We start from the raw sequence: 25,393 nt of genomic DNA on the forward strand, positions 1-25,393 counted from the left end.
TCGCTGAAATGCCCTGTGACGTGCGGAAATCGACTACAGGTCGGAGGTCGGGTCCTCACTGGGCGCCTGGCCCGCGTATGCCTCGGCGAGGAGCTGCTCCTCGCTCGCGCCGAGCCGCCAGTAGCCGGTGAAACGCACCGAGCGGCGGTCGACGGATCGTTCCTGCACGAAGTGGCGGCGCGTCGCGCGTACGGTGCCCGCCTCGCCCGCCAGCCAGACGTACGGGGCTTCGGCGGCGAGCGGCCCGGCCGCGCGCAGCGCGCTCAGCACCTGTTCGGTGCGGTCCCGGCCGTCGCCCTCGCGGACGATCCAGCTGATGTCCGCGTCGGCGAGGGTCGACAGCGCGAGCCGGTCGTCCTCGTGCGGGACCTCGAACCAGGCCCGGACCCGGGTCCCGGCCGGCAGCCCGTCCAGGATCGCGGCCGCGGCCGGCAGGGCGGTCTCGTCCGCGTACATCCAGACGGCGTCGGCCCCGGCCGGCGGCTGGAACCGTACGGACTTGTTCTCCGCGACGGTCGGGCCGATCGCCAGGATCCGGCGGCCGGTCACCGCGCGGCCCGCCCAGCGCGAGGCGGGGGACGAGTCCCCGTGGAGGACGAAGTCGATGTCGACCTCGTCCACGCCCTCGGCCGTACGGCGCTGTGCGCGCACCGTGTAGGAGCGCATCACCGGCCGCTCCTCGTCCGGCATCCCGCGCCAGGCGGCGAACCAGGTGTCCTCGTCCGTGGACGGGAGGACGGTGTGCTCCTGGTCGCCCGCCGGCAGGAAGAGCGACAGGCTCTGGTCGAAGCCGCCCGGGCGGAAGTCCGCGAGGGACTCGCCGCCGAACGTGACCCGCAGGAACGAGCGGCCGAGGCGGCGCGTGCGGAGCACATCGAGCGCGAAGAACCGGAAGTGCGCTTCGGCCGTCATGGTCAGCTGACCTTCTTGGCGTTCTGGATGGCCTTCGCGAGGTCCTCGAGGATCGTGGCGCACTTGGCGTACGAGTAGATCGGCTCGGTGGTGCGCGGGGTGATCTGGCCGGCCTTGACCGCCGGGAGCTCGGCCCACGTGGCCTTCGCCTTCAGGTCCGCCGGCTGCAGCGTGCCGGTGCGGTTGTCGAGCAGGACGACGTCGGCCTTGTACTTGCCGGCGTTCTCCCAGCTGAGGCTCTCGAAGAAGCCGCCCTCGTCCAGCTTCTCCGGGGTCACGAACTCGACGCCGAGGGACTTGAAGTACTTCAGGTCGGCCGAGGTGTCCGGGGTGGAGGCGTAGAACAGGTCGGCGGAGCCGGAGCCGACGAGCACCTTGATGCCGGGGTTGGCCTTGGTGGCCTCGCGGACCTTCGCGGCGGCGGCCTCGAAGCGGGCCTTGGAGTCGACGGTGTTCTTGGCGTTCATGTCGGCGCCGAGGGACTTGGCGAGCTCCGCGGTGCGCTCCAGCGCCTTGTCGAGGGTGGCGTCGCCGCCCACGGAGATCGCGGCGGCCGGGGCCAGGCCGAGGATCTTGTCCTTGGAGGCCTCGGGCACGTACCAGTAGCTGCCGTCCCAGGTGTTGGTGACGAGCAGGTCGGGCTGCAGGGCCGCGTACTTCTCGACGTTGAACTCGTCGTAGACGTTGCCGATGATCTCGACCTTGGAGATGTCCATCGAGCCGGCCTGGACGTCGGCCTTGCCGTCGGCGGTCTTGGTCGGGCCGAACACGCCCTTGACCGGGATGCCGTAGTCGTACAGCGCGGCGGCGGTGCCGGTGAAGGCGACGATGTTCTTCGGCTTGGCCTTGGTGCTGACGTCCTTGCCGAGGTCGTCCTTGAAGGTCCACGGGCCCGACGCCGCGGCGCTCTTGTCCGCGCCGCCGTCGCCCTTCGCCGAATCGGTGCCGCCGCACGCGGCCAGTGCCGCGACGAGGCCGAGGGCGCCGCCGGCCGCGATGAACCCGCGGCGGGTGAAGGAGGAGGTGCGGGACTTGGGCATGTCGATGTCCGTTTTCGTGCGTTCCGGGCGGCCACTGAGCCGTTCGGAACGAAGGTTAGCCTAACCTTGGCTGGAAAAGGTAAGGGGGCCCTAAGTTTCCTCAGGACCCCCGACACCCGACCCCCGACTAGGCGGAGAAGCCCAGTTCGCGGGCGATGAGCATGCGCTGGACCTCGCTGGTGCCCTCGCCGATCTCGAGGATCTTCGAGTCCCGCCACATGCGCGCCACCGGGTACTCGTTCATGAACCCGTAGCCGCCGTGGATCTGAGTGGCGTCCCGGGCGTTGTCCACGGCCACCGTGGAGGAGTACAGCTTGGCGATCGCCGCCTCCTTCTTGAACGACTCGCCGCGCACCAGCCGCGAAGCGGCGTCGCGCCAGCCGATGCGGGCCATGTGGGCGCGCATCTCCATGTCCGCCAGCTTGAACTGGATGGCCTGGTTGTCGCCGATCGCCTTGCCGAAGGCGTGCCGCTCCCTCGCGTACTTCACCGACTCGTCCACACAGCCCTGGGCCAGGCCCGTCGCGAGCGCGGAGATGGCGATCCGGCCCTCGTCGAGGATCCGCAGGAACTGCGCGTAGCCGCGGCCCTCTTCGCCGACCAGGTTGGCGAGCGGCACCCGCACGCCGTCGAAGGACAGCTCGCGGGTGTCCGACGCGTTCCAGCCGACCTTGGAGTACGGGGCGGCGACCGTGAAGCCGGGCGTGCCGGACGGGACGATGATCGAGGAGATCTCCGGGCGGCCGTCGGCCTTGCGGCCCGTCACGGCGGTGACGGTGACCAGGCCGGTGATGTCCGTACCGGAGTTGGTGATGAAGCACTTGGAGCCGTTGACGACCCACTCGTCGCCGTCGCGGACGGCGGTGGTGCGGGTGCCGCCGGCGTCGCTGCCCGCGCCCGGCTCGGTCAGGCCGAAGGCGCCCAGGATCTCGCCGGAGCACATCTTCGGCAGCCACTGCCGCTTCTGCTCCTCGGTACCGAAGAGGTAGAGCGGCATGGCGCCGAGGGAGACCCCGGCCTCCAGGGTGATGGCGACCGAGGAGTCGACGCGGGCCAGCTCCTCCAGGGCGATGCCGAGGGCGAGGTAGTCGCCGCCCATGCCGCCGTACTCCTCGGGGAAGGGCAGGCCGAACAGGCCCATGCGGCCCATCTCGGCGACGATCTCGTACGGGAACTCGTGCCGCTCGTACAGGTCGCCGATCTTCGGCGCGATGACGTCGTGCGCGAACGCCTCGACGGTGCGGCGGAGTTCCTCGTGCTCGGGGGTGAGCCGGTGGTCGAGGGACATGTCTTCGTTACTCCTTGTGGGAGAGGGCGCGGACGGTACGGGAGGGGCTGGGCCGGCCCAGCTGTTCGGCCATCCACACGCTCGTGGCGGTGAGGGCGGCCAGGTCGACACCGGTCTCGACGCCCAGGCCGTCGAGCATCCACACCAGGTCCTCGGTGGCGAGGTTGCCGGTGGCGCTCTTCGCGTACGGGCAACCGCCGAGGCCGCCGGCGGAGGCGTCGACCGTGGTCACGCCGTGCTGGAGCGCGGCGAGGGTGTTCGACAGGGCCTGGCCGTAGGTGTCGTGGAAGTGCACGCCGATGCGGTCGGTGGGCACTGCGTCCTCGTTGAGCGCGCTGAGCAGCGCCTGGACGTGGCCGGGGGTGGCGACACCGATGGTGTCGCCGAGGCTCAGCTCGTCGCAGCCGAGGTCGAGCAGGGCCTTGGCGACGCGGACCACCTGGTGGACCGGGACCGGCCCCTCCCAGGGGTCGCCGAAGCACATGGAGAGGTAGCCGCGGACGTGCGCCCCGCCCTCCTTGGCGCGGGCCACGACCGGCTCGAACATGGCGAGGGACTCGGCGACCGTCCGGTTGAGGTTGCGCGAGGCGAAGGTCTCGGTCGCCGAGCCGAAGACGGCGATGCGGGTGGCCCCGAGGGCCAGGGCCCGGTCCAGGCCGCGCTCGTTCGGCACGAGCACGGGCAGCGCCGCGTCGACGTCGCCGAGCAGCGGGAAGAGCTGCTCGGCGTCGGCCAGCTGGGGCACCCACTTGGGGTGCACGAAGCTGGTGGCCTCGATCGTGGTCAGCCCGGCGGCGGCGAGGCGGTGCACGAACTCCGCCTTCACCTGCGTGGGCACGGCCGTCTTCTCGTTCTGCAGCCCGTCACGGGCGCCGACCTCGTGGATCCGGACCCGGGCCGGCAGGCCGGGCGCGGGGACGGTCATGGGCAGCCTGCTCATTCGCCCTCCTCCTCGTCCTCGTCCGGGGTGACGACGGCCAGGACCTGGTCCATGGCCACGGTGGCGCCCGGGGTGACGTCGAGCTCGGTGACGGTCCCGGCGTGCGGGGCGGAGATGACGTGCTCCATCTTCATCGCCTCGACGACCAGCAGGCTCTGACCGGCGGCCACCTTGTCGCCGACGGCCACCTTGACGACGGTGACGGTGCCGGGCATCGGGGCGGCCAGGGTGTCGGCCCCCGCGCCGGCCGCGCCGTGAGCGGATACGGGGTCGTGGTGCTGGACGTGCCAGCTGTCCCCGTCGCGGCCCAGCCAGGTCCCCTCCGCGGAGGGGGCGTACGCGAAGCGGTGGGTGACGCCGTCGAGTTCGACGGTGACGGTGTGGGTGGTGCGGGCCACGATCCGGCCGCGGGCGGGTGCGCCGGCGCTCTGCCCCAGACCCTGCGCCTCAAGCTCCCAGACGAGCAGCTCGGAGTCCGTGCCCAGGGGGCGGGTGCGGACCGTCGCCGGCTCCTGGCCGGGAAGGCGGACGTGATGCACGGTCCAGGCCGGTGTGCCGCCCAGCCGCCAGCCGCTGGGAACGTCGAAGGGGTCCGCCCAGGCGGCACCATCCGGTTCGGGCAGAGCCCGGAGGCACTGCGCCAGCAGGGCTGCCGTGACGTACACCTCCGGCGGAACGCCGTCCGGGAGGAGGGACGGGAGGTCCCGCTCCACCAGCCCGGTGTCCAGGTCCCCGGACACCACGTCAGGGTGCGCCAGCAGCCTCCGGAGGAAACCGGCGTTGGTCTGGACGCCGAGGATCACCGTGTCCGCCAGAGCCCCGCGCAGCACCCGCAGGGCACTGGCCCGGTCCGGCCCGTACGCGATGACCTTCGACAGCATCGGGTCGTACGTCGACCCCACCGGCACCCCCGCCGTCAGGCCGGAGTCCGTACGGACCGCCCCGCCCGACGGCTCCGACAGCGCGAGCACCGTCCCGCCGGACGGCAGGAACCCCCGCGCCGGATCCTCGGCGCAGACGCGCGCCTCGATCGCGTGGCCCGTCAGCCGGACCCCGTCCTGGCCGAAGGGCAGGGCCGCGCCGGAGGCGACCCGCAGCTGCTGCTCCACCAGGTCCACGCCGGTGACCAGTTCCGTCACCGGGTGCTCGACCTGGAGGCGGGTGTTCATCTCCATGAAGAAGTAGGAGGACGGGTCCCCGCCCGGGACGATGAACTCCACCGTGCCCGCGCCGACGTACCCGCACGAGCGGGCCGCCTCCACCGCCGCCGCGCCCATCGCCGCGCGGGTCTTCTCGTCCAGCAGGACCGACGGCGCCTCCTCGATCACCTTCTGGTGGCGCCGCTGGAGGGAGCACTCGCGCTCGCCCAGGTGGACCACGTTCCCGTGCGAGTCGGCGAGGACCTGGATCTCGATGTGCCGGGGCCGGTCGATCCACCGCTCGACCAGGAGCGTGTCGTCGCCGAAGGAGGAGCGGGCCTCGCGGCGGGCCGCCGCGATCTCCTCGGCCAGGACGGCCGCGTCGCGCACCAGCCGCATGCCCTTGCCGCCGCCGCCCGCCGAGGGCTTCAGCAGCACCGGCATGCCGATCTCCTCGGCGGCGGCGACCAGTTCGGCATCCGACAGGCCGCTGCCCGAGGAACCGGGGACCACGGGCACGCCCGCCGCCTTCACCGTCTCCTTGGCCCGGATCTTGTCGCCCATCAGGGAGATGGCGGAGGCGGGCGGCCCGATGAAGGCGAGGCCGGCGTCCGCGCAGGCTTGTGCGAAGGCCGCGTTCTCCGCGAGGAAGCCGTAGCCCGGGTGGACCGCCTCGGCACCCGTGCGGCGCGCGGCATCCAGCAGCCGCTCCACCGACAGGTAGCTCTCGGCGGCCGCCGCCGGGCCGATCCGGACGGCCGTGTCGGCCTCCCGGACGTGGCGGGCGTCCGCGTCCGCGTCGCTGAAGACGGCCACCGAGCGGATCCCGAGCTCGCGCAGGGTGCGGATGACCCGGACCGCGATCTCGCCCCGGTTCGCGACCAGAACAGTGCTGAACATCAGTGAGTTCCTCACGTCACATACGGAAGATGCCGAAGCCGCGATCGCCCAGCGGGGCGTTCGCGCACGCGGTCAGGGCCAGCCCGAGCACCTGCCGGGTCTCCAGGGGGTCGATGACCCCGTCGTCCCACAGCCGGGCCGTGGCGTAGTAGGCGTTGCCCTGCTCCTCGTACTGCGCGCGGACCGGGGCCTTGAAGGCCTCCTCGTCCTCGGCCGGCCACTCCTGGCCCGCGCCCTCGATCTGGTCCCGCTTGACGGTGGCCAGCACCGAGGCCGCCTGCTCGCCGCCCATCACGGAGATCTTGGCGTTGGGCCACATCCACAGGAAGCGCGGCGAGTACGCCCGCCCGCACATCGAGTAGTTGCCGGCCCCGTACGAGCCGCCGACGACCACCGTCAGCTTCGGCACCCGGGTGCAGGCCACCGCCGTCACCATCTTGGCGCCGTGCTTGGCGATGCCGCCCGCCTCGTAGTCGCGGCCGACCATGAACCCGGAGATGTTCTGGAGGAACAGCAGCGGGATGCCGCGCTGGTCGCACAGCTCGATGAAGTGGGCGCCCTTCTGGGCGGATTCGGAGAACAGGATGCCGTTGTTGGCGACGATCCCGACCGGGTGCCCGTGGATCCGGGCGAAGCCGGTGACCAGGGTCTGGCCGAACTCCGCCTTGAACTCCTGGAACCGGGAGCCGTCCACGATCCGCGCGATGATCTCGCGGGCGTCGTACGGGGTGCGGGAGTCGACCGGGACCGCGCCGTACAGCCCGTGCGGGTCCACCTTGGGCGCTTCCGCCGCCTGGACCGGCCAGGGCAGGGCCGGGCGGGCGGGCAGGGTCGACACGATGTTCCGTACGATCCGCAGCGCGTGCGCGTCGTCCTCCGCGAGGTGGTCGGTGACGCCGGAGGTCCGGGAGTGGACCTCGCCGCCGCCCAGCTCCTCCGCCGTGACCACCTCACCGGTGGCGGCCTTCACCAGCGGCGGGCCGCCGAGGAAGATCGTGCCCTGGCCGCGGACGATGACGGCCTCGTCGCTCATGGCGGGTACGTACGCGCCGCCCGCCGTGCAGGAGCCGAGGACGGCGGCGATCTGCGGGATGCCGGCCCCCGACATGCGCGCCTGGTTGTAGAAGATGCGCCCGAAGTGGTCCCGGTCCGGGAAGACCTCGTCCTGCATGGGCAGGAAGGCGCCGCCCGAGTCGACCAGGTAGAGGCAGGGGAGACGATTCTCCAGTGCCACCTCCTGGGCGCGCAGGTGCTTCTTGACGGTCATCGGGTAGTACGTGCCGCCCTTGACGGTGGCGTCGTTCGCGACGATCACGCATTCGCGGCCGCTGACCCGGCCGATGCCCGCGATGACCCCGGCGGCGGGGGCCGAGCCCCCGTACATCCCCTCGGCGGCCAGCGGAGCCAGCTCCAGGAAGGGGGACCCGGGGTCCAGGAGGGTGTCCACGCGGTCGCGGGGGAGGAGCTTCCCGCGGGCGGTGTGGCGGGCGCGGGCCTTCTCCCCGCCGCCGAGCCGGGCCGCGTCGAGCCGGGCCCGCAGGCCCTCGGCGAGCTCGCGGTGGGCGGCCTCGTTGGTCCGCCAGGCCTCGGACGCCGGGTCCGCGGCGCTCGTCAGCACTGGTGCCTGCTGCATCGGTCGAGCTCCCTTGCTCGGTGCACGCTGTTAATGAGCGTTAACGCATGTACGGCTTAGGTTAACGACCGCTAACGGCCCTGTCTAGAATGGTTTCCCATGAGCACCAGAGCCGCCGCCCCGACCCGTCGGGAGCAGATCCTCAGCGAGGCCGCCCGCCTCTTCGCCGCGCGCGGATTCCATGGCGTCGGGGTCGACGAGATAGGGGCGGCGGTCGGGATCAGCGGCCCCGGCCTCTACCGGCATTTCGCGGGCAAGGACGCCATGCTGGCGGAGCTGCTGGTAGGCATCAGCGAACGGCTGCTGACCGGCGGCCGGCGCCGGGTGGAGGAGGCCGCGGGCGACTCCGCGCTGGTCCTGTCCTCCCTCATCGACGGGCACATCGACTTCGCCCTCGACGACCGGGCGCTGATCACCCTGCACGACCGGGAGCTCGACCGGCTGCGGGACACCGACCGCAAGCTCGTCCGGCAGCTGCAGCGCCAGTACGTCGAGCTGTGGGTGGACGTCGTACGGAAACTGCACCCGGAGGTGGGCGAGGCGGAGGTACGGGTCTCCGTGCACGCCGTCTTCGGCCTGCTCAACTCCACCCCGCACCTGGCCGCCCTGGGGCGGGAGGCGACGGAGTCACTGCTCCGGCGGCTCGCGCACGGGGCGTTCGGGGCGCTGACCGTGTGAACGGGCGCGTCCGCCGGTCGGGATGGACGCGGCGCCTCCGCCTCGGCGGCGGCAGAATGGGCCGCATGCCGAAGCCGATAGAGACGCCCGACCGTTCTGTTCACACGCCGAGCCGTGCAGAACTCGTCGACCACCTGGTCCGCACGCGCATCGCCGGCCAGGTCGCCACCCCGCGCGAGAACAACCTCTCCCACTACCGCAAGCTCGCCAACGGCGACCGGCACTACTGGCTCGGGCTGGAGCTGGGAGACCGCTGGACCGACGAGCAGGACGTGCTCGCCGTGATGGCGGAGCGCTGCGGGGTCGTGGACGACCCGGCGCACCGCTTCGGCCAGGACACCATCGACCCGGAGCTGACGGTGGCCGGCCTGGAGCGGATGGCGGCCCGGCTGCGGAAGGCCGCGCTGGACCGGCAGAGCGTGCTGCTCGCCACCGGTCACCCGGGCGGGCTGCTGGACGTCCACCGGGCCACGGCGGCGGCCCTGCGGGCGGCGGGCTGCGAGATCGTGGTGATCCCGGCCGGGCTGACGGCCGACGAGGGCTCGGTGTGGCAGTTCGCGGACGTCGCCGTGCTGGAGCGGGGCGCGACGCTGTGGCACACCCACTCCCCGGAGCCGATGGCCGCGATCCTGGACGGGCTGGCGGCGGCGGACCGCCCGCAGCCGGACCTGGTCGTCGCCGACCACGGCTGGGCGGGCTGCGCGGCGCAGCGCGGGCTGGACGCGGTGGGGTACGCGGACTGCAACGACCCGGCGCTCTTCCTCGGCGAGGCCGAAGGCACCCTCCAGGTGGCGGTCCCGCTGGACGACCACGTCCGCGATCCGCGCTTCTACGACCCGGTGGTGGCGTACCTCCTCGCGGCTGCGGGCCTGCCGGTCGCGTAGGGCCGTTGCCGGAGGGCAGGCAGGGGACACCCCGCAGGGCCCGCCCGCCCCCTAGTGCTGCGGCCGCGGGACGCGGACCACGCCCTCCTGGATGACGGTCACGGCCAGCCGGCCGTCCTGGGTCCAGATGCGGGCCTGGCCCAGACCCCGGCCGGCGGCCGCGGACGGGGACTCCTGGTCGTACAGCAGCCACTCGTCCGCGCGGAACGGCCGGTGGAACCACATCGCGTGGTCCAGCGAGGCGCCGACCACGTCGCCGACCGCCCATCCGCCGCGCCCGTGCGCGAGCAGCACCGAGTCCAGCAGGGTCATGTCGGAGACGTACGTGGCCAGGCAGGTGTGCAGCAGGGCGTCGTCGCTCTCCAGCTTGCCGGCCGTACGGAACCACACCTGGCAGCGCGGCTCCACCGGCTCGCCGACGCTCCCCCAGGGCGGGGTCGTGGCGTACCGCAGGTCCACCGCGCCGCGTGCCTCGATCAGCCGCTCCACCGTGCCCGGGTCGCGGAAGACCTCCCGGTACGCGGGCAGCGACTCGGCCGCGGTCGGCAGCGTCTCCGGGTCCGGCGCGGCGGGCATGGCGGCCTGGTGGTCGAGGCCCTCCTCGTGCGTCTGGAAGGACGCGGAGAGGTGGAAGATCGGCTGCCCGTGCTGGACGGCGACCACCCGGCGCGTGGTGAACGAGCGCCCGTCGCGGATCCGGTCCACCGAGTAGACGATGGGCGCGCCGGGATCCCCGGCGCGCAGGAAGTACGAGTGCAGCGAGTGCGCGGTGCGGTCCCCGGGCACGGTGCGGCCGGCCGCGACCAGTGCCTGGGCCGCGACCTGACCGCCGAAAACGCGCGGTACCAGCGCCGAACGGCTGGTACCGCGGAAGATGTTCTCCTCGATCTGCTCGAGGTCGAGCAGATCGAGGAGCGTCGTCAGTGCCTCGTTCATGGGGGGAGGGCCGAGGCCCGGCTTCCTTACAGGCCCATGGACTTCGCGATGATGGACTTCATGACCTCGCTGGTGCCGCCGTAGATGCGGTTCACGCGGTTGTCGGCGTACAGGCGGGCGATCGGGTACTCGTTCATGTAGCCGTAGCCGCCGTGCAGCTGGAGGCACTTGTCGATGACGCGGTGCGCGACCTCGGTGCAGAACAGCTTCGCGGAGGCGGCCTCGGCGGCGGTCAGCTCACCGGCGTCCAGGGCCTCCAGGGCGCGGTCGGCGACGGCCTCGGCCGCGTCCACCTCGGCCTGGCAGGCGGCCAGCTCGAACTTGGTGTTCTGGAAGTGCGCGACCGGCTTGCCGAAGACGGTGCGCTCCGTCACGTACTGCTGGGCGAACCGGATGGCGGCCTTGGCCTGCGCGTACGCGCCGAAGGCGATGCCCCAGCGCTCGGAGGGCAGGTTGGCGCCGAGGTAGTAGAAGCCCTTGTTCTCCTCGCCGAGCAGGTCCTCGACCGGCACCTTCACGTCGACGAACGCCAGCTCGGCGGTGTCGGAGGTGCGCAGGCCGAGCTTGTCCAGCTTGCGGCCGATGGAGTAGCCCTCGGACTTGGTGTCCACCGCGAACAGGGAGATGCCGAAGCGGCGGTCGTCCTCGCGCGGGGCGGAGGTGCGGGCGCAGACGATCACGCGGTCGGCGTGGACGCCACCGGTGATGAAGGTCTTGGCGCCGTTGAGGACGTAGTGGGTGCCGTCCTCGGAGAGCTTGGCGGTGGTCTTCATGCCCGCGACGTCGGAGCCGGTGCCCGGCTCGGTCATGGCGAGCGCCCACATCTCCTCGCCGGAGACGAACTTCTCGAGGTAGCGCTTCTTCTGCTCGTTGGTGGCGAGCATCTTGATGTAGGGGAGCGCGAGCAGGACGTGGACGCCGGAGCCGCCGAAGTTGACGCCCGCGCGCGAGGTCTCCTCGTAGAGGACGGCCTCGAACTTGTGGGTGTCCAGGCCCGCGCCGCCGAACTCCTCGGGCACGTTGATGCCGAAGACGCCCAGCTCGCCGAGCTTGTAGTAGAAGTCGCGCGGCGCCTGGCCGGCCTGGAACCACTCGTCGTAGACGGGAACGACCTCGGCCTCGATGAAGGCGCGGATGGTCTCGCGGAACGCCTCGTGGTCCTCGTTGAAAACGGTACGGCGCACGGCCGGCCCTCCCTTTTTGCGGCTAAACCGCCGCCGCTCTCGCGGAGGTGGCTGCGCGCCGTCGTGGTTGCTCAATTGATGGCTGATGTCTAAGCGCTTGCTCAATTAAGTTACCGGCGGGTTGTCCTTCGTGTCCAGGGTGCGTAGCGCAAACCACAGTTCCATGCGGGTGTCCGGGTCGTCGAGGTCCGTGCCGAGGAGCGCTGCGCAGCGGGCGATGCGCTGGCGGACGGTGTTGCGGTGGACGGACAGGGCGGCCGCGGTGCGGTCCCAGCTGCCGTGGTGGGCGAGCCAGGCGCGCAGGGTTTCGCGCAGGGCCGCGTTCAGCGGGGCGAGCAGGGCCTCGGCGTGGGCGCGGGCCTCGGCCGGGTCCAGCAGGGCGGTCAGGCCGCCCTCGGTGTGGCGGGCGAGCGCGGTACGGGCCGCCTCCGCCCGGTGCAGGGCCCGCCGGGCCTGCGCCTCGGCCCCGGGCAGCCGTGCGGGCGCCGCCGGTGCGCTCACCCCGAGCCGCCAGCCGGGCTGCGGCCCGGGCTCCCGGTCGGTGAGCAGCCGTACCGGGTCCCCGCGCGGGTCCAGCAGTACGGTGCCCAGAGCCGCCGCCAGGGCCTGCGGATCACCGGAGCCCCGGGCGTGCACCACGTGCCAGGGCCCGGGGGCCAGCGCCGCCGCGGGGTCGCCGTCCAGGAGGAGCCGGGTGAGCGCGGCGGCCTCGTCCCCGGCGGGCCGGTCGGCGGTGAGCAGGGTCAGCAGGACGGCGGCGATGGCGGTGATGGCGTGGTCGCCCGGGACGCGCCGCGGGGTGGCGGTGCCCAGGACGTGGCCGGTGCCCAGGGCGTAGCCGGCCAGCTGCCAGCCCGCCGCCGAGTCGGTGGCCGTGGCCGGCCCGTCGGGCGCCCCGCTGCGGGCGAGCAGGGAGGCCAGCGCCTCGGAGCTCTCCGCCGGCAGGGCCCGGCCCGCGGAGCGCCCGGCGGGGAGCAGGCTGACGTGGCCGCCCAGACTCGCCGCGAGGCGGGACAGCACGGCGGGGACCGGATCGGGCCGGGCGGCCGCCGCCGCGAGGGACTGCTGGGCCTCGGTGACCCGGCGCAGTTCGCGCGTACGGGCCTCCGCCATCAGCCGCCAGACCGTACGGGCCACCGCGGTGAACGGGGTCCCGGGCGGGACCTCCAGCAGCGGCAGCCCGTACCGGTCGCACGCCTCGGCCAGGCCCGGCGGCGCCGCCTCGTGAACCGGGGCCACGCCGAAGCCGAGCGCCGCCACCCCGGCCCGGGACAGCCGTGCGACGTACGCCTCGGCGTCGGCCAGCGCCGCCCCCGCCGTGAGCAGCAGCTCGCCGCCCAGCAGGTACGGGGACGGGTCCGCCATCTCCGAGGCGTGCACCCCGTGCACGTCGGCCTCGGCCGGCCCCGCGAGGTGGCGCAGGCCCAGCTCCCGGTCGGGGAGCAGCGCGCCGAGGGGGACCGGCGGGGTGGGCGGTGCCTCCATGGATACTCCGTACAGGTTCGAGGTGCTCTATGGAGGAAACGTACACTTCGCCGGTCGCAGGCACCGGCTTACGCTCGAAGGACCGCACTTACCGCACTTGCAGGACCTCCAGAAGGGCAACCCCCATGAGCACGCAGCCGCGCGGCCCCGTCGACTCCTCCCGCATCCCGCGCTACGCGGGCCCGGCGACCTTCGCCCGGCTGCCGCGCCTCGACGAGGTCGGCTCCGCCGACGTCGCCGTCGTCGGCGTGCCCTTCGACTCCGGCGTCTCCTACCGCCCCGGCGCCCGCTTCGGCGGCAACGCCATCCGCGAGGCCTCGCGCCTGCTGCGCCCGTACAACCCGGCCCAGGACGCCTCCCCGTTCGCCCTGGCGCAGGTCGCGGACGCCGGCGACATCGCCGTGAACCCCTTCAACATCAACGAGGCCGTCGAGACGGTCGAGGCCGCGGCCGACGAGCTCCTCGGCGCCGGCTCCCGCCTGATGACCCTCGGCGGCGACCACACCATCGCCCTCCCGCTGCTCCGCTCCGTCGCCAAGAAGCACGGCCCGGTCGCGCTGCTCCACTTCGACGCGCACCTGGACACCTGGGACACCTACTTCGGCGCCGAGTACACCCACGGCACCCCGTTCCGCCGCGCCGTCGAGGAGGGCATCCTCGACACCGAGGCGCTCTCGCACGTCGGTACGCGCGGCCCGCTGTACGGCAAGCAGGACCTGGACGACGACGCCAAGATGGGCTTCGGCATCGTCACCTCCGCCGACGTCTACCGCCGCGGCGCCGACGAGGTCGCCGACCAGCTGCGCCAGCGCATCGGCGACCGCCCCCTCTACATCTCCATCGACATCGACGTGCTCGACCCGGCCCACGCGCCCGGCACCGGCACCCCGGAGGCGGGCGGCATGACCTCCCGCGAGCTGCTGGAGATCATCCGCGGCCTGTCGTCCTGCAACCTCGTTTCCGCCGACGTGGTGGAGGTGGCCCCGGCGTACGATCACGCGGAGATCACCTCGGTCGCGGCCTCGCACACCGCGTACGAGCTCACCACGATCATGAGCCGTCAAGTCGCTGCGGCCTCGCAGCGCCAGTAGGCACAGCGCGCAGTCGAAGGGCAAGTAAGAGAAGTGACGCACGACCACGACCTGGTTCTCCGTCCCACCGAGGCCCAGACGGCCGCCGCGCTGGCTCCGCCGCCGGGCCGCACGGGCGGGGACCTGGTCGTGGAGACACTGCGTTCGCTGGGCGCGACCACCGTCTTCGGGCTGCCCGGCCAGCACGCGCTGGCCGTCTTCGACGCGGTCGGCCGCTCGGACCTGCGCCTCGTCACGCTGCGCACGGAGAACAACGCGGGCTTCGCGGCGGACGCGTACGGCCGCATCACGGGCGAGGCCGTGCCGCTGCTGCTGTCGACCGGGCCGGGCGCCCTGATGGCCCTGCCGGCGCTCGCGGAGGCGGCGGCCGCCTCCGCCCCGGTCCTCGCCATCTCCTCCCAGGTGCCGGTGGCGGGCCTGGGCGGCGGCCGCCGGGGCCACCTGCACGAGCTGCGCGACCAGGCGGCGTCCTTCCGGGACGTGGTCAAGTCGGTCCACACGGCCCGTACCCCCTCGCAGATCCCGTCGGTGGTCGCGGAGGCCTGGGAATCGGCCCTCACCGCACCCCACGGCCCGGTCTGGGTGGAGATCCCGGAGGACGTGCTGCGCGCCGAGACGTTCATCCCGCAGGTCACGGGCATGGACGCGACCCCGCACGAGCTGGCCCCGCGCCCGGAGCTCACCGCCGTCGCCGCCCACTGGCTGTCCGAGGCCGCCCGCCCGGTGATCATCGCGGGCGGCGGCGTCATCCGCTCCGACGCGGCGGGCAAGCTCAAGCAGCTGGCGGAGCGCCTGAACAGCCCCGTGGTCACCACCTTCGGCGGCAAGGGCGCCTTCCCGTGGACCCACCCGCTCTCCCTCCAGTCCTGGCTGGAGGACCGCCACATGACCGACTTCCTGGAGGACGCGGACGTGCTCCTCGTCGTGGGCTCGGGCCTGGGCGAGCTGTCCTCGAACTACCACACCTTCTTCCCCACCGGCCGGGTCGTCCAGATCGAGGCGGACCTCGGGAAGCTGGAGTCCAACCACGCGGCCCTGGGCATCCACGCGGATGCCCGCCTCGCCCTCCAGGCCCTGCTGGAGACGGTGGCCGAGCGCCCGGACCCGTACGCTCCGGACCGCGTGAGGATGGTCCTGTCCGAGATCGCGGACCGCCTGTCCACCCAGGACGTCGCCCTGGAGCAGGACCTCCTGACCTCGATCCGGGCCGCTCTCCCGCCGCGCTCCCCGTCCTTCTGGGACATGACGATCCTGTCCTACTGGGCGTGGTCGGCCTTCGACGCCAAGCACCCCAACACCATGCACTCCGCCCAGGGCGCGGGCGGCCTCGGCTACGCCTTCCCGGCGGCCCTCGGCGCGGCCGTCGCGGAGCCGGGCACCCCGGTCCTGGCGGTGTCCGGCGACGGCGGCGCGATGTACTCGATCGCGGAGCTGGCCACGGCGCGCCAGCACGGCCTCGACGTCACCTGGCTGATCGTGGACGACGGCGGCTACGGCATCCTGCGCGAGTACATGACGGAGTCCTTCGGCCGCGCCACCGGAACCGAGCTCACCCGCCCCGACTTCGCCGCCCTGGCGGCCGCCTTCGACGTCCCGGCGACCACCACCACCCCCGAGTCCCTCACCTCGGACCTCAAGAAGGCCCTGGCCACCCCCGGCCCGTCGGTCGTCGTCCTCCCGACCACCCTCAAGATGTTCGCCGCGACCCACCTCTGAGCCGGAACGCCCTGACGGGTGAAGCCCGCTCGCGGCGTCCGGACCCCAGTGCGATCGTTGCGGCGGGATGAAATACGCCGGTCGGGGCGTTGGGGCTTCCGGTAGGACGGACGAACGGGGAGGCCACACGTGACGGCGGCAGAGACGGCGGCTGGGGAGAAACAGGGCTGGGGCAGGCGGCTGGCCGCGTACACGTGGCGCTACAAGGTCAACGTGCTGCTCGCGCTCGGGTCCTCGCTGGCCGGCATGGCCGTCATGGCGCTCGTGCCGCTGGTCACCAAGGTGATCATCGACGACGTCATCGGGGACCGGTCCAAGCCCATGGGGCCCTGGGCGGGCATGCTCATAGCCGCCGCCCTCCTCGTGTACGCGCTGACCTACATCCGCAGGTACTACGGCGGGCGGCTCGCGCTCGACGTCCAGCACGACCTGCGCACCGACATGTACGACACCATCGCCCGCCTCGACGGGCGGCGGCAGGACGAACTGTCCACCGGACAGGTCGTCGGGCGGGCCACGAGCGACCTCCAGCTGATCCAGGGCCTGCTCTTCATGCTCCCGATGACCATCGGGAACTTCCTCCTCTTCGGGATATCCCTCGGGATCATGCTGGCGCTCTCGCCGCTGCTGACCCTGGTCGCACTGCTGATGGCCCCCGCCCTCTGGTTCATCGCCAAGCGCAGCCGCAAGAAGCTCTTCCCCGCCACCTGGTACGCCCAGGGCCAGGCCGCCGCCGTCGCGACCGTCGTCGACGGCGCCGTGACCGGCGTCCGCGTCGTCAAGGGCTTCGGCCAGGAGGAGCAGGAGACCTCCAAGCTGCGCACCGCCGGACGGCGGCTGTTCGCCGGCCGGATGCGGACCATCCGGCTGAACTCGCGCTACACCCCCGCCCTCCAGGCCGTACCCGCCCTCGGCCAGGTCGCCATGCTGGCGCTCGGCGGCTGGATGGCCACCCGGGGCCAGGTCACCCTCGGCACCTTCGTCGCCTTCTCCACCTACCTCGCCCAACTCGTCGGCCCCGTCCGCATGCTCGCCATGGTGCTGACGGTGGGGCAGCAGGCGCGGGCCGGTGTGGAGCGGGTCTTCGAGCTCATCGACACCGAGCCCGTCATCGCGGAGGGCACGCACGAGCTGCCCGCCGACGCGCCCGCCACCATCTCGTTCGACGAGGTCCGCTTCGGGTACGACCCCGAGCGGCCCGTCCTCGACGGGTTCTCGCTCTCCGTCGCCGAGGGGGAGACCGTCGCCGTCGTCGGGGCCTCGGGGAGCGGGAAGTCCACCGTCTCGCTGCTCCTGCCGCGGTTCTACGACGTCGACGGCGGATCCGTACGCGTCGGCGGGCACGATGTGCGCGAGCTGACGTACGCCTCCCTGCGCGGCGCCATCGGACTCGTGCCGGAGGATTCGTTCCTCTTCTCCGACACCCTCCGCGCCAACATCTCCTACGGCCACCCCGACGCCACCGACGAGCAGATCGAGGCCGCCGCCCGCGCCGCCCAGGCCGACGGGTTCATCCAGGCGCTGCCCGCCGGATACGACACCAAGGTCGGCGAGCAGGGGCTCACCCTCTCCGGCGGCCAGCGCCAGCGGGTCGCGCTCGCCCGGGCCATCCTCACCGACCCCCGGCTGCTCCTCCTCGACGACGCCACCTCAGCCGTGGACGCCCGCGTCGAGCACGAGATCCACGAGGCGCTGCGCTCCGTCATGGCCGGCCGGACCACCCTGCTGATCGCCCACCGCCGCTCCACGCTCGGGCTGGCCGACCGGATCGCCGTACTCGACCGCGGCCGGCTCTCCGACATCGGCACCCACGAGGAGCTGGAGCGCCGCTCCGCCCTCTACCGCAGGCTGCTGACCGACCCCGACGCGCTCGGCGCCGGCTCGCCGCGCACCCGCGACGCCCTGCCGATGGCCGAGTTCGAGCGCGACATCGAGCGGGACATCGAGCTCGAGGCCGAGATCGACTCCGAGCCCGTCAGCGCCAAGCGCCGGGTCGGGGGCGGGATCACCCCCGAGCTCTGGAGGCGTCAGGAGGAGTCCGAGAAAGCCGCCGCGTCGGCCGCCGTTCCGGGCATGCCAGCCACCCCCGAGCTGCTCGCGCAGGTCGCCGCCCTGCCGCCCGCCGACGACGAGCCCGACGTGGACGAGACCCGCGCCGCGTCCGCCGAGGAGAGCTACGGCCTGCGCCGCCTGCTCGGCGGATTCTGGGCGCCGCTCGCGATCAGCCTCGGCCTCGTCGCCGTCGACGCGGGCTCCGGTCTGCTCCTGCCGATCATGATCCGGCACGGCATCGACCAGGGCGTGGAGAAGGCCGCCCTCGGCGCGGTCTGGGCCGCCGCCGCGCTCGCCCTCGCGGTCGTCGTCGGGCAGTGGGCCGCGCAGTTCGCCGAGACCCGGATGACGGGCCGTACCGGCGAGCGCGTGCTGTACGCGCTCCGCGTCAAGATCTTCGCCCAGCTCCAGCGCCTCGGCCTCGACTACTACGAGCGCGAGCTGACCGGCAAGATCATGACCCGGATGACCACCGACGTGGACGCCCTGTCCAGCTTCCTGCAGACCGGGCTCGTCACGGCCGTCGTCTCCGTCTTCACCTTCTTCGGCATCCTGATCGCCCTCCTCGTCCTCGACGTCGAGCTCGCGCTGATCGTCTTCGCCACGCTGCCCGTGCTGGTGCTGGGCACGATCGTGTTCCGCCGCAAGTCCGTCGCCGCGTACGAGCTCGCCCGCGACCGGGTCAGCCTGGTCAACGCCGACCTCCAGGAGTCCGTCGCCGGGCTCCGCATCGTCCAGGCCTTCCGCCGCGAGGGCTCCGGCGCCCGCCGCTTCGCGGAGCGCAGCGACGCGTACCGCGAGGCCCGGGTGCGTGGCCAGTGGCTGATTTCCGTCTACTTCCCCTTCGTGCAGCTGCTGTCCTCGGGCGCCGCGGCCGCCGTCCTGATCGTCGGCGCCGGCCGGGTCGAGGCGGGCACGCTGACCACCGGTGCGCTGGTCGCGTACCTGCTCTACATCGACCTGTTCTTCGCCCCCGTCCAGCAGCTGTCCCAGGTCTTCGACGGCTACCAGCAGGCCACCGTCTCCCTCGGCCGCATCCAGGACCTGCTGCGCGAGCCCACCAGCACCCCGCGCGCCGAAGCGCCCCGCGCGCTGCCCGAACTGCGCGGCGAGATCGCCTTCGAGGACGTCCGCTTCGCCTACGGCACGGCCGAGGAGCGCGGTGAGAAGGGCGAGGCGCTGGCCGGGATCAGCCTGCGCATACCCGCCGGGCAGACCGTCGCCTTCGTCGGCGAGACCGGAGCCGGAAAGTCCACGCTGGTCAAGATGGTGGCCCGGTTCTACGACCCGACCTCCGGCCGGATCACCGCCGACGGGGCCGATCTGCGGGAGCTCGATCTGACGGCGTACCGCCACCGGCTCGGTGTCGTGCCCCAGGAGCCCTACCTGTTCCCCGGCACCGTCCGCGACGCCATCGCCTACGGGCGGCCCGACGCCGAGGACGCCGAGGTGGAGGCCGCCGCCCGCGCGGTCGGCGCCCACGACATGATCGCCACGCTCGACGGCGGCTACCTGCACACCGTCGCCGAGCGCGGGCGCAACCTCTCCGCCGGGCAGCGCCAGCTGATCGCACTGGCCCGGGCCGAACTCGTCGACCCGGACGTGCTGCTGCTCGACGAGGCGACCGCCGCCCTGGACCTGGCCACCGAGGCCCAGGTCAACCAGGCCACCGACCGGCTCGCGGGCAAGCGCACCACGCTGGTGGTGGCGCACCGGCTGACCACGGCCGCCCGCGCCGACCGGGTCGTGGTCATGGACCGCGGGCAGGTCGTCGAGGACGGTACGCACACCGAACTCCTGGCGCGCGGCGGCCGGTACGCCGAGCTGTGGCGCACCTTCGCCGGCGAGGACGAGCACGCGGCGGCCTGACCGCCGGGCGGGTCAGAGTTCGCCGAAGAACAGGTTGCCCGGGGCGTCCTCGGCGGTGCCGGTGTAGTAGTCGCGTACGGCGTCGAGGAGTTCGTCCACGGTGAGGGTGCCGTCCCCGTTGGCGTCGATCCGCTGGAACAGCGCCTCGGCCTCGGCGGGGCTCAGTTCCGTGTCGAAGGCCACCTGGGCCCGGTGGAACTCCTCCGGGCTGATGCGCCCGTCGCCGTCGGTGTCGACGACCGTGAGGATCGCCTGCATCATCGGCCGGAACGAGCGGTCGTACGCGGCGCCGCCCTGCGCGTACAGCCGGGTCATGCCCACCTTGTACTCCTCGGGCGTGACCTTGCCGTCCCGGTCGATGTCCAGCTCGGTGAACAGGTCCTGCCAGAAGTCGGCGAGCCCGTTCATCACCGCCTCCGCCTTGGGCGAGTCGCCGGGCTCGGACAGGGCCGCCAGCAGCCGGGAGCCGAGCGCGATGATGTCCGTCGCGTCGATCACACCGCTCCCGTCCGCGTCGAGGCGGTTGAAGGAGCGCTCCAGCTTGCGGTCGAGCAGGTCGTTCGTCACGTAAATGCCTTTCACGGCTACGGAGGGCGGGAGATGGGTAACCCAGCGTAATCTCCCCTCTGCTCGTGAACTCCCGTTCTTCCGCCCGGGGGTTGCGGATGCACCCTTACGGGCGACGGGCGGTCCGCCGCAACCTTTCGGGGGGTCCGCGCGTCGTACGTGCGTACGTACGTTGTACGTACGACCGATCGGGGGACAGGGTGTTGCGGAGGTCGAGGGGGTGGCGGGGGTGCGGTCGGTGGGCCGTGCCCCTCGGGGTGTTCGCGGCCGCGCTGTGGCTCTGCGCCGGCGGGCTGTTCGCGGCTCCGGCCGCGCAGGCGGCGACGCCGGAGCAGGGCGGGCGCGGCGAGCGGGCGGTCGCCGGCGGCTGCCCCGGCCGGCTTGCCAGGACGCTGCCGTTCGCGGCGGGTGAGGTGCGCGTGTACAAGAGCCGCACCCAGGCGTGCGCGGTCACGGTGGCCCGTGTCCCCGGTGAGCGGCGGGAGATGGGGCTGAGCATCCAGGGCCGCGGCGGGGTGCCGATCCGCGACATCGGGCGATTCACCCGTTATGCCGGTCCGGTCACCGTGGGCGCCGTCGGCCGCTGCGTGTACGTAAAAGGGAGCGTGGGGTCCGAATCGGCCGAATCCGGCTGGATCCTTTGTTGAGGGACCGGCCCAACTAGGTCTGTTCAGCAGCATGTTCGCCCCGCTAGGTTCACCGCGACCGAAGTGAACTCAAGGGGAGGGTGAATGCGCAAGACGCTCGGATGGCTGCTGTCACTCGTGGTGCTGATCGGCACCATGGGTGCGGCCGGCTCCACGGCACAAGCGGCCACCGCCGCAGGGCCCGCGGCCGCCACGGACATCAAGGACCAGATCCTCGGCATTCCCGGGATGAGCCTGATCGAGGAGAAGCCGTACCCCGGCTACCGCTTCTTCGTACTGAACTACGAGCAGCCGGTGGACCACCGGAAGCCGTGGCAGGGCACCTTCAAGCAGCGCCTGACGCTGCTGCACAAGGACGTCTCGCGCCCGACGGTGTTCTTCACCTCCGGCTACAACGTCAACACCAACCCGCGCCGCAGTGAGCCGACGACCATCGTCGACGGCAACCAGGTGTCCATGGAGTATCGGTTCTTCACGCCCTCCCGGCCCGACCCGGCCAACTGGGCGAACCTGGACATCTGGCAGGCCGCCAGCGACCAGCACCGCATCTTCGGCGCGCTGAAGAAGATCTACCCCAAGAACTGGCTGTCCACCGGCGGCAGCAAGGGCGGTATGACGGCGACGTACTACGAGCGCTTCTACCCGCGCGACATGGACGGGGTCGTCGCCTACGTCGCGCCCAACGACGTCGTCAACAACGAGGACTCGGCCTACGACCGCTTCTTCAGCAAGGTCGGCACCAAGGAGTGCCGCGACAAGCTGAACGCGGTGCAGCGCGAGGCGCTGGTGCGCCGGGAGCCGCTGGAGGCCAAGTACGCGGCCGCCGCCGCCGAGAACGGCTGGACCTTCACCACCGTCGGCAACCTCGACAAGGCCTACGAGGCCGTCGTGCTCGACTACGTGTGGGCCTTCTGGCAGTACAGCCTGCTCGCCGACTGCGCCTCCGTCCCGGCCGCCGCGACCGCGAGCGACCAGGAGATCTGGGACACGATCGACGCGATCTCGGGCTTCTCCGCCTACTCCGACCAGGGCCTGACGACGTACACGCCGTACTACTACCAGGCGGGCACGCAGCTCGGGTCGCCCGACATCAAGCAGCCCCACCTGGGCAACCTGAGCCGCTACGGCTACCAGCCGCCGCGCAACTTCGTGCCCCGCGACATCCCCATGACCTTCCAGCCGGGAGCCATGAAGGACATCGACACCTGGGTGCGCGACAACGCCCACCAGATGCTGTTCGTGTACGGGCAGAACGACCCGTGGGGCGCCGAGCCGTTCCGCCTCGGCTACGGGGCGCGCGACAGCCACGTGATGATCGCTCCGGGCGCCAACCACGGGGCCAACGTCGCCAAGCTGCTCGACGGCGAGAAGGCCCTCGCGACCGCGAAGATCCTCCAGTGGGCCGGGGTCGCCCCGGCCGCCGCGATCGCCGACGAGGCGAAGGCGGCGCCGCTGGCCGCGCCGGACGCGCAGCTCGACCAGCGGGACCTGGAGCGCGAGCCGCAGCTGCGGCCGTAGCCCCGGCCCGTCGCACCACGGGCTGACGTGCAGACGGGGTGACGTGCAGACGGGGTGACGTCCAGACGCGCTGACGTCTAGTACGTCACCCCGTGGCCCAGCGGGTAGCGGCCCGGGACCGGGACGGGCAGGCGGCCGGCCGGCCGTACCGCACCGGTGAGCACCCGGGCCGCCGCCCGCATCTCCACATCCGTCCAGGAGTACGTCGCCAGCTCGGCGGCGCAGGCCGGCAGCCGGGCCGCGTCGTACGGATTGCGGATCGCCACCAGGACGACCGGCACCCCGGTCGCCAGCAGGCCGGCCACCAGGGCGCGCTGCGGGTCGTCCCCCTCGGGCACGTTGTACGTGCACACGAGCACCGCCGCGTGGCCGGGCGCGGCGGCCGCCGCGCGGGCGGGCGGCAGGGCCGTGGCCCGGCAGCCCAGGGCGGTCAGCTCCCGCGCCAGGACGGCCGTCGGGGGCCCCGTGGTGCCGCTGGGGGAGGCCGGGTCCGCCCCGGTGACCAGCAGCCGGGGCGCGGCCGACGCGTCCAGCGGCAGCAGCCCGGACGGATTGGCCAGGACGGTCGTCGTACGGGCGGCGATCGCGTCGGCGGCCGCGAGGTGCTCCGGAGTACCGACGGCGGCGTCCACGTCCCCGGCCGAGGTGCCCGCATCGTCGAACAGGCCCCGGCGCGCCTTCAGTTCCAGGATCCGCAGCACCGACTCGTCGATCCGCTCCTCCGTCAGCTCGCCGCTCTCCACGGCCGCCAGCACGCTGCGGTGCGCGAGTCCCAGGTCCGGCGGGTTCAGCAGCTGGTCGCAGCCCGCCAGCAGGGCCAGGACCGGCACCCGGTCGTCCCCGTACTTCTGCCGCACCCCGGCCATGTCGAGCGCGTCGGTGACCACCACCCCCCGGAAGCCCAGGCGTTCGCGCAGGATGCCGGTCACGATCGGCCGGGACAGCGTCGCCGGATCGCCGGAGGGGTCGAGCGCGGGGAAGACGATGTGCGCCGTCATGACCGCGTCCACGCCCGCCTCCACCGCGGCCCGGAACGGCGGCTCGTCCAGCTCCTCCCAGTCGGCCCGGCTGTGCCGCATCACCGGCAGCCCGACGTGGCTGTCGGTCGCGGTGTCCCCGTGCCCCGGGAAGTGCTTCGCGGTGGCCGCGACACCGGCCTCCTGGTAGCCGCGGACCTGGGCGGCGACGAGCTCCGCCACGGCACGCGGGTCGGCGCCGAAGGACCGTACGCCGATCACCGGATTGGCCGGATTCACATTGACGTCCGCGACCGGCGCGTAGTCCTGCCGGACGCCCATGGCCGCCAGCTCGGCCCCCGCGATGCGCGCGGCGAGGCGGGCGTCGGCGGTGGAGCCGGTCGCGGCGTGCTGCGCGCCGAGGGCCATCGCCCCCGGGAACAGGGTCGCGGGCTTGCCGACGCGGGCGACGGCGCCGTGCTCCTGGTCGGTGGAGAGCAGCAGCGGGATGCCGGGGCCGGAGGCGCGGGCGGCCTGCTGGAGGCCGGCCGAGAGCGCGGCGATCTGGTGCGGGGTGCGGGTGTTGTGGGCCCACGCGAAGTAGATGATCCCGCCGAGGTGGTAGCGCGAGACCAGCTCGGCCGCGGTGCGCACCCCGAACAGCTCCAGGTTCTTCTCGGCGTCCGCCGGGTCGGGCTCGGTCGCCGCGTGCCCGTAGGCGCGGGAGACGAAGAGCTGCCCGACCTTCTCGGCGAGGCTCATCCGGTCCACCAGGCGGCGCACCGACCGCACCGGGGCGCGGCCGGGGTTGCGGGCGTCGTCGGTGCTCCGATAGCCGCCCGCGACGGCGGAGGCGGCCCCGGCCCCCGCGACGGCGACCATGGCGGCCGCGGCGAGCAGGTTCCGGCGGGAGGCGTGGTTCGGCACGCGCCGGACCCTACTGCGGGACCGGGCCCCCGGGGTGACGGACACTCGGGAGTTCCCCCGGATGACCTGTTTGCGACGTCCAGTGCTCCTGCAGGGTCCGTACGGCCTCGGTGATCGCCGGGCGGCGGGCGGCCCCCGTCCGCCACAGCGCGTACAGCCGGCGTACGGGACCGGGCTCCAGCGGGACGGCCACCGCGCCCGGCGGCAGCGCGCCGGTGCCCAGCCGGGGGACCACGGCCACCCCGAGCCCGGCCGCCACCAGGGCGACGATGGTGTGGTTCTCCTCCGCCACGTGCGCGATGCCCGGCTCGAAGCCGGCCGTGCGCAGGGTCCGCATCAGCCAGTCGTGGCAGACCCGCCCCGGCGGCTGGCACACCCAGCGCTCGCCGCCGAGGTCCGCCCGCCGGATCACGTCCCGCGTGGTGAAGGGGTGCCCGGCCGGCACCACCAGATCGCAGAGGTCGTCCCCGATCACCGCCTGTTCGACGCCCTCGGGGGCCGGCAGCGGCGCGATGTCCCAGTCGTGGGCCACCGCCAGATCGGTGACGCCCCGGGCCACCAGGTCCACCGACAGGTGCGGGTCCACCTCCGTGAGGCGTACGTCGAGCGCCGGATGGCGGCGGGCCAGGTCGGCCAGCACCCCCGGCAGCAGCCCGCGCGCCGCCGAGGCGAACGCGGCCACCGTCAGCAGCCCGCTGGGCTGCCCGCGGCGCTCCTCCAGGGTGGTCTCGGCGCGTTCCACGATCGCCAGCAACTCCTGGGCAGTGTCGGCCAGATGGCGGGCCTCCTCGGTGAGCGCGACCCCGCGCCCGCGCCGTTCGAGCAGGGTGGTGCGGGTCTCGCGCTCCAGCTTGGAGATCTGCTGCGAGACCGCGGAGGGGGTGTAGCCGAGGGCGGCGGCCGCGCCCGCGACCGAGCCGTGGACGGAGACGGCGTGCAGGGCGCGCAGCCGGGCGAGATCGAGCATGCCTCCATCGTGGCACCCCGGGTCATGCGTAAGCAATGCTTCATCCAGCCCGGTAGGGATCCGC

General features: G+C 72.9%; 19 protein-coding genes. 7 read left to right on the forward strand and 12 right to left on the reverse strand.

Annotated features, from left to right (window positions below; translation table 11 throughout):
• Positions 1–33 precede the first annotated feature (33 nt).
• The 6 genes from ACIPUC_RS05840 to ACIPUC_RS05865 form a co-directional block, all read right to left on the reverse strand.
• Positions 34–912: a siderophore-interacting protein gene (locus tag ACIPUC_RS05840; protein WP_446586964.1), complete on the reverse strand. Its 879-nt coding sequence runs from the start codon at positions 910–912 to the stop codon at positions 34–36.
• A gap of 2 nt (positions 913–914) precedes the next feature.
• A complete protein-coding gene (locus tag ACIPUC_RS05845) occupies positions 915–1,952 on the reverse strand; it encodes an ABC transporter substrate-binding protein (RefSeq protein WP_446586965.1) in 1,038 nt (345 codons plus the stop codon).
• Between the two features lie 127 nt (positions 1,953–2,079).
• Positions 2,080–3,240 carry an acyl-CoA dehydrogenase family protein gene (locus tag ACIPUC_RS05850; RefSeq protein WP_446586966.1) on the reverse strand — a complete coding sequence of 387 codons (1,161 nt, stop codon included), beginning with the start codon at positions 3,238–3,240 and terminating at the stop codon, positions 2,080–2,082.
• A 7-nt stretch (positions 3,241–3,247) separates the two neighbouring features.
• Positions 3,248–4,180, reverse strand: a complete 933-nt coding sequence (locus ACIPUC_RS05855; protein ID WP_446586967.1) for a hydroxymethylglutaryl-CoA lyase — start codon at positions 4,178–4,180, stop codon at positions 3,248–3,250.
• Positions 4,177–6,219, reverse strand: a complete 2,043-nt coding sequence (locus ACIPUC_RS05860) for an acetyl/propionyl/methylcrotonyl-CoA carboxylase subunit alpha (protein ID WP_446586968.1) — start codon at positions 6,217–6,219, stop codon at positions 4,177–4,179. Before ACIPUC_RS05860 ends, ACIPUC_RS05855 begins: the two co-directional genes overlap by 4 nt.
• Before the next feature lie 16 nt (positions 6,220–6,235).
• A complete protein-coding gene (locus tag ACIPUC_RS05865; RefSeq protein WP_446586969.1) occupies positions 6,236–7,852 on the reverse strand; it encodes a carboxyl transferase domain-containing protein in 1,617 nt (538 codons plus the stop codon).
• Between the two features lie 99 nt (positions 7,853–7,951).
• Here ACIPUC_RS05865 and ACIPUC_RS05870 point away from each other — a divergent pair, with 99 nt between their 5' ends.
• Both ACIPUC_RS05870 and ACIPUC_RS05875 read left to right on the forward strand, forming a co-directional pair.
• Positions 7,952–8,530, forward strand: a complete 579-nt coding sequence (locus tag ACIPUC_RS05870; RefSeq protein WP_446586970.1) for an SACE_7040 family transcriptional regulator — start codon at positions 7,952–7,954, stop codon at positions 8,528–8,530.
• Between the two features lie 56 nt (positions 8,531–8,586).
• Positions 8,587–9,414 carry a phosphatase gene (locus ACIPUC_RS05875; protein ID WP_446586971.1) on the forward strand — a complete coding sequence of 276 codons (828 nt, stop codon included), beginning with the start codon at positions 8,587–8,589 and terminating at the stop codon, positions 9,412–9,414.
• A gap of 51 nt (positions 9,415–9,465) precedes the next feature.
• On the opposite strand, the gene ACIPUC_RS05880 is transcribed toward ACIPUC_RS05875, so the two are convergent.
• From ACIPUC_RS05880 to ACIPUC_RS05890, 3 genes are all read right to left on the reverse strand, one after another.
• Positions 9,466–10,350, reverse strand: coding sequence for an acyl-CoA thioesterase (locus ACIPUC_RS05880; RefSeq protein WP_446586972.1), 885 nt, complete (start codon positions 10,348–10,350; stop codon positions 9,466–9,468).
• A gap of 26 nt (positions 10,351–10,376) precedes the next feature.
• Complete coding sequence (locus ACIPUC_RS05885) at positions 10,377–11,534, reverse strand: acyl-CoA dehydrogenase family protein (protein ID WP_446586973.1); 1,158 nt, start codon at positions 11,532–11,534, stop codon at positions 10,377–10,379.
• A gap of 105 nt (positions 11,535–11,639) precedes the next feature.
• Positions 11,640–13,019 (reverse strand): helix-turn-helix domain-containing protein, encoded by a 1,380-nt coding sequence (locus tag ACIPUC_RS05890; RefSeq protein ID WP_446586974.1) that lies wholly within the window; start codon positions 13,017–13,019, stop codon positions 11,640–11,642.
• 125 nt (positions 13,020–13,144) lie between these two features.
• On the opposite strand from ACIPUC_RS05890, the gene speB reads away from it, so the two are divergent.
• The 3 genes from speB to ACIPUC_RS05905 all read left to right on the forward strand — a co-directional run bounded on the left by speB (position 13,145) and on the right by ACIPUC_RS05905 (position 19,747).
• Positions 13,145–14,110: an agmatinase gene (speB, locus tag ACIPUC_RS05895; protein ID WP_446586975.1), complete on the forward strand. Its 966-nt coding sequence runs from the start codon at positions 13,145–13,147 to the stop codon at positions 14,108–14,110.
• Positions 14,111–14,143: 33 nt separating this feature from the next.
• The gene (locus ACIPUC_RS05900; RefSeq protein WP_446586976.1) at positions 14,144–15,826 is read left to right on the forward strand and encodes a thiamine pyrophosphate-binding protein; all 1,683 of its coding nucleotides are present in this window, start codon (positions 14,144–14,146) and stop codon (positions 15,824–15,826) included.
• A 129-nt stretch (positions 15,827–15,955) separates the two neighbouring features.
• Positions 15,956–19,747 carry an ABC transporter ATP-binding protein gene (locus ACIPUC_RS05905; RefSeq protein WP_446586977.1) on the forward strand — a complete coding sequence of 1,264 codons (3,792 nt, stop codon included), beginning with the start codon at positions 15,956–15,958 and terminating at the stop codon, positions 19,745–19,747.
• A gap of 12 nt (positions 19,748–19,759) precedes the next feature.
• Here ACIPUC_RS05905 and ACIPUC_RS05910 read toward each other — a convergent pair whose 3' ends face one another.
• Positions 19,760–20,314: an EF-hand domain-containing protein gene (locus ACIPUC_RS05910; protein ID WP_446586978.1), complete on the reverse strand. Its 555-nt coding sequence runs from the start codon at positions 20,312–20,314 to the stop codon at positions 19,760–19,762.
• Between the two features lie 245 nt (positions 20,315–20,559).
• On the opposite strand from ACIPUC_RS05910, the gene ACIPUC_RS05915 reads away from it, so the two are divergent.
• Both ACIPUC_RS05915 and ACIPUC_RS05920 read left to right on the forward strand, forming a co-directional pair.
• On the forward strand, positions 20,560–20,961 hold the full coding sequence (locus ACIPUC_RS05915; protein ID WP_446586979.1) for a hypothetical protein: 402 nt from the start codon (positions 20,560–20,562) through the stop codon (positions 20,959–20,961).
• An 84-nt stretch (positions 20,962–21,045) separates the two neighbouring features.
• A complete protein-coding gene (locus ACIPUC_RS05920) occupies positions 21,046–22,479 on the forward strand; it encodes an aminopeptidase (RefSeq protein WP_446586980.1) in 1,434 nt (477 codons plus the stop codon).
• A 77-nt stretch (positions 22,480–22,556) separates the two neighbouring features.
• On the opposite strand, the gene ACIPUC_RS05925 is transcribed toward ACIPUC_RS05920, so the two are convergent.
• Positions 22,557–24,317: a glycoside hydrolase family 3 protein gene (locus tag ACIPUC_RS05925; protein WP_446587623.1), complete on the reverse strand. Its 1,761-nt coding sequence runs from the start codon at positions 24,315–24,317 to the stop codon at positions 22,557–22,559.
• Between the two features lie 55 nt (positions 24,318–24,372).
• Positions 24,373–25,329 (reverse strand): LysR substrate-binding domain-containing protein, encoded by a 957-nt coding sequence (locus ACIPUC_RS05930; RefSeq protein ID WP_446586981.1) that lies wholly within the window; start codon positions 25,327–25,329, stop codon positions 24,373–24,375.
• Positions 25,330–25,393: the final 64 nt, after the last annotated feature.

The sequence above is a fragment of the Streptomyces sp. LARHCF249 genome (assembly GCF_052871255.1).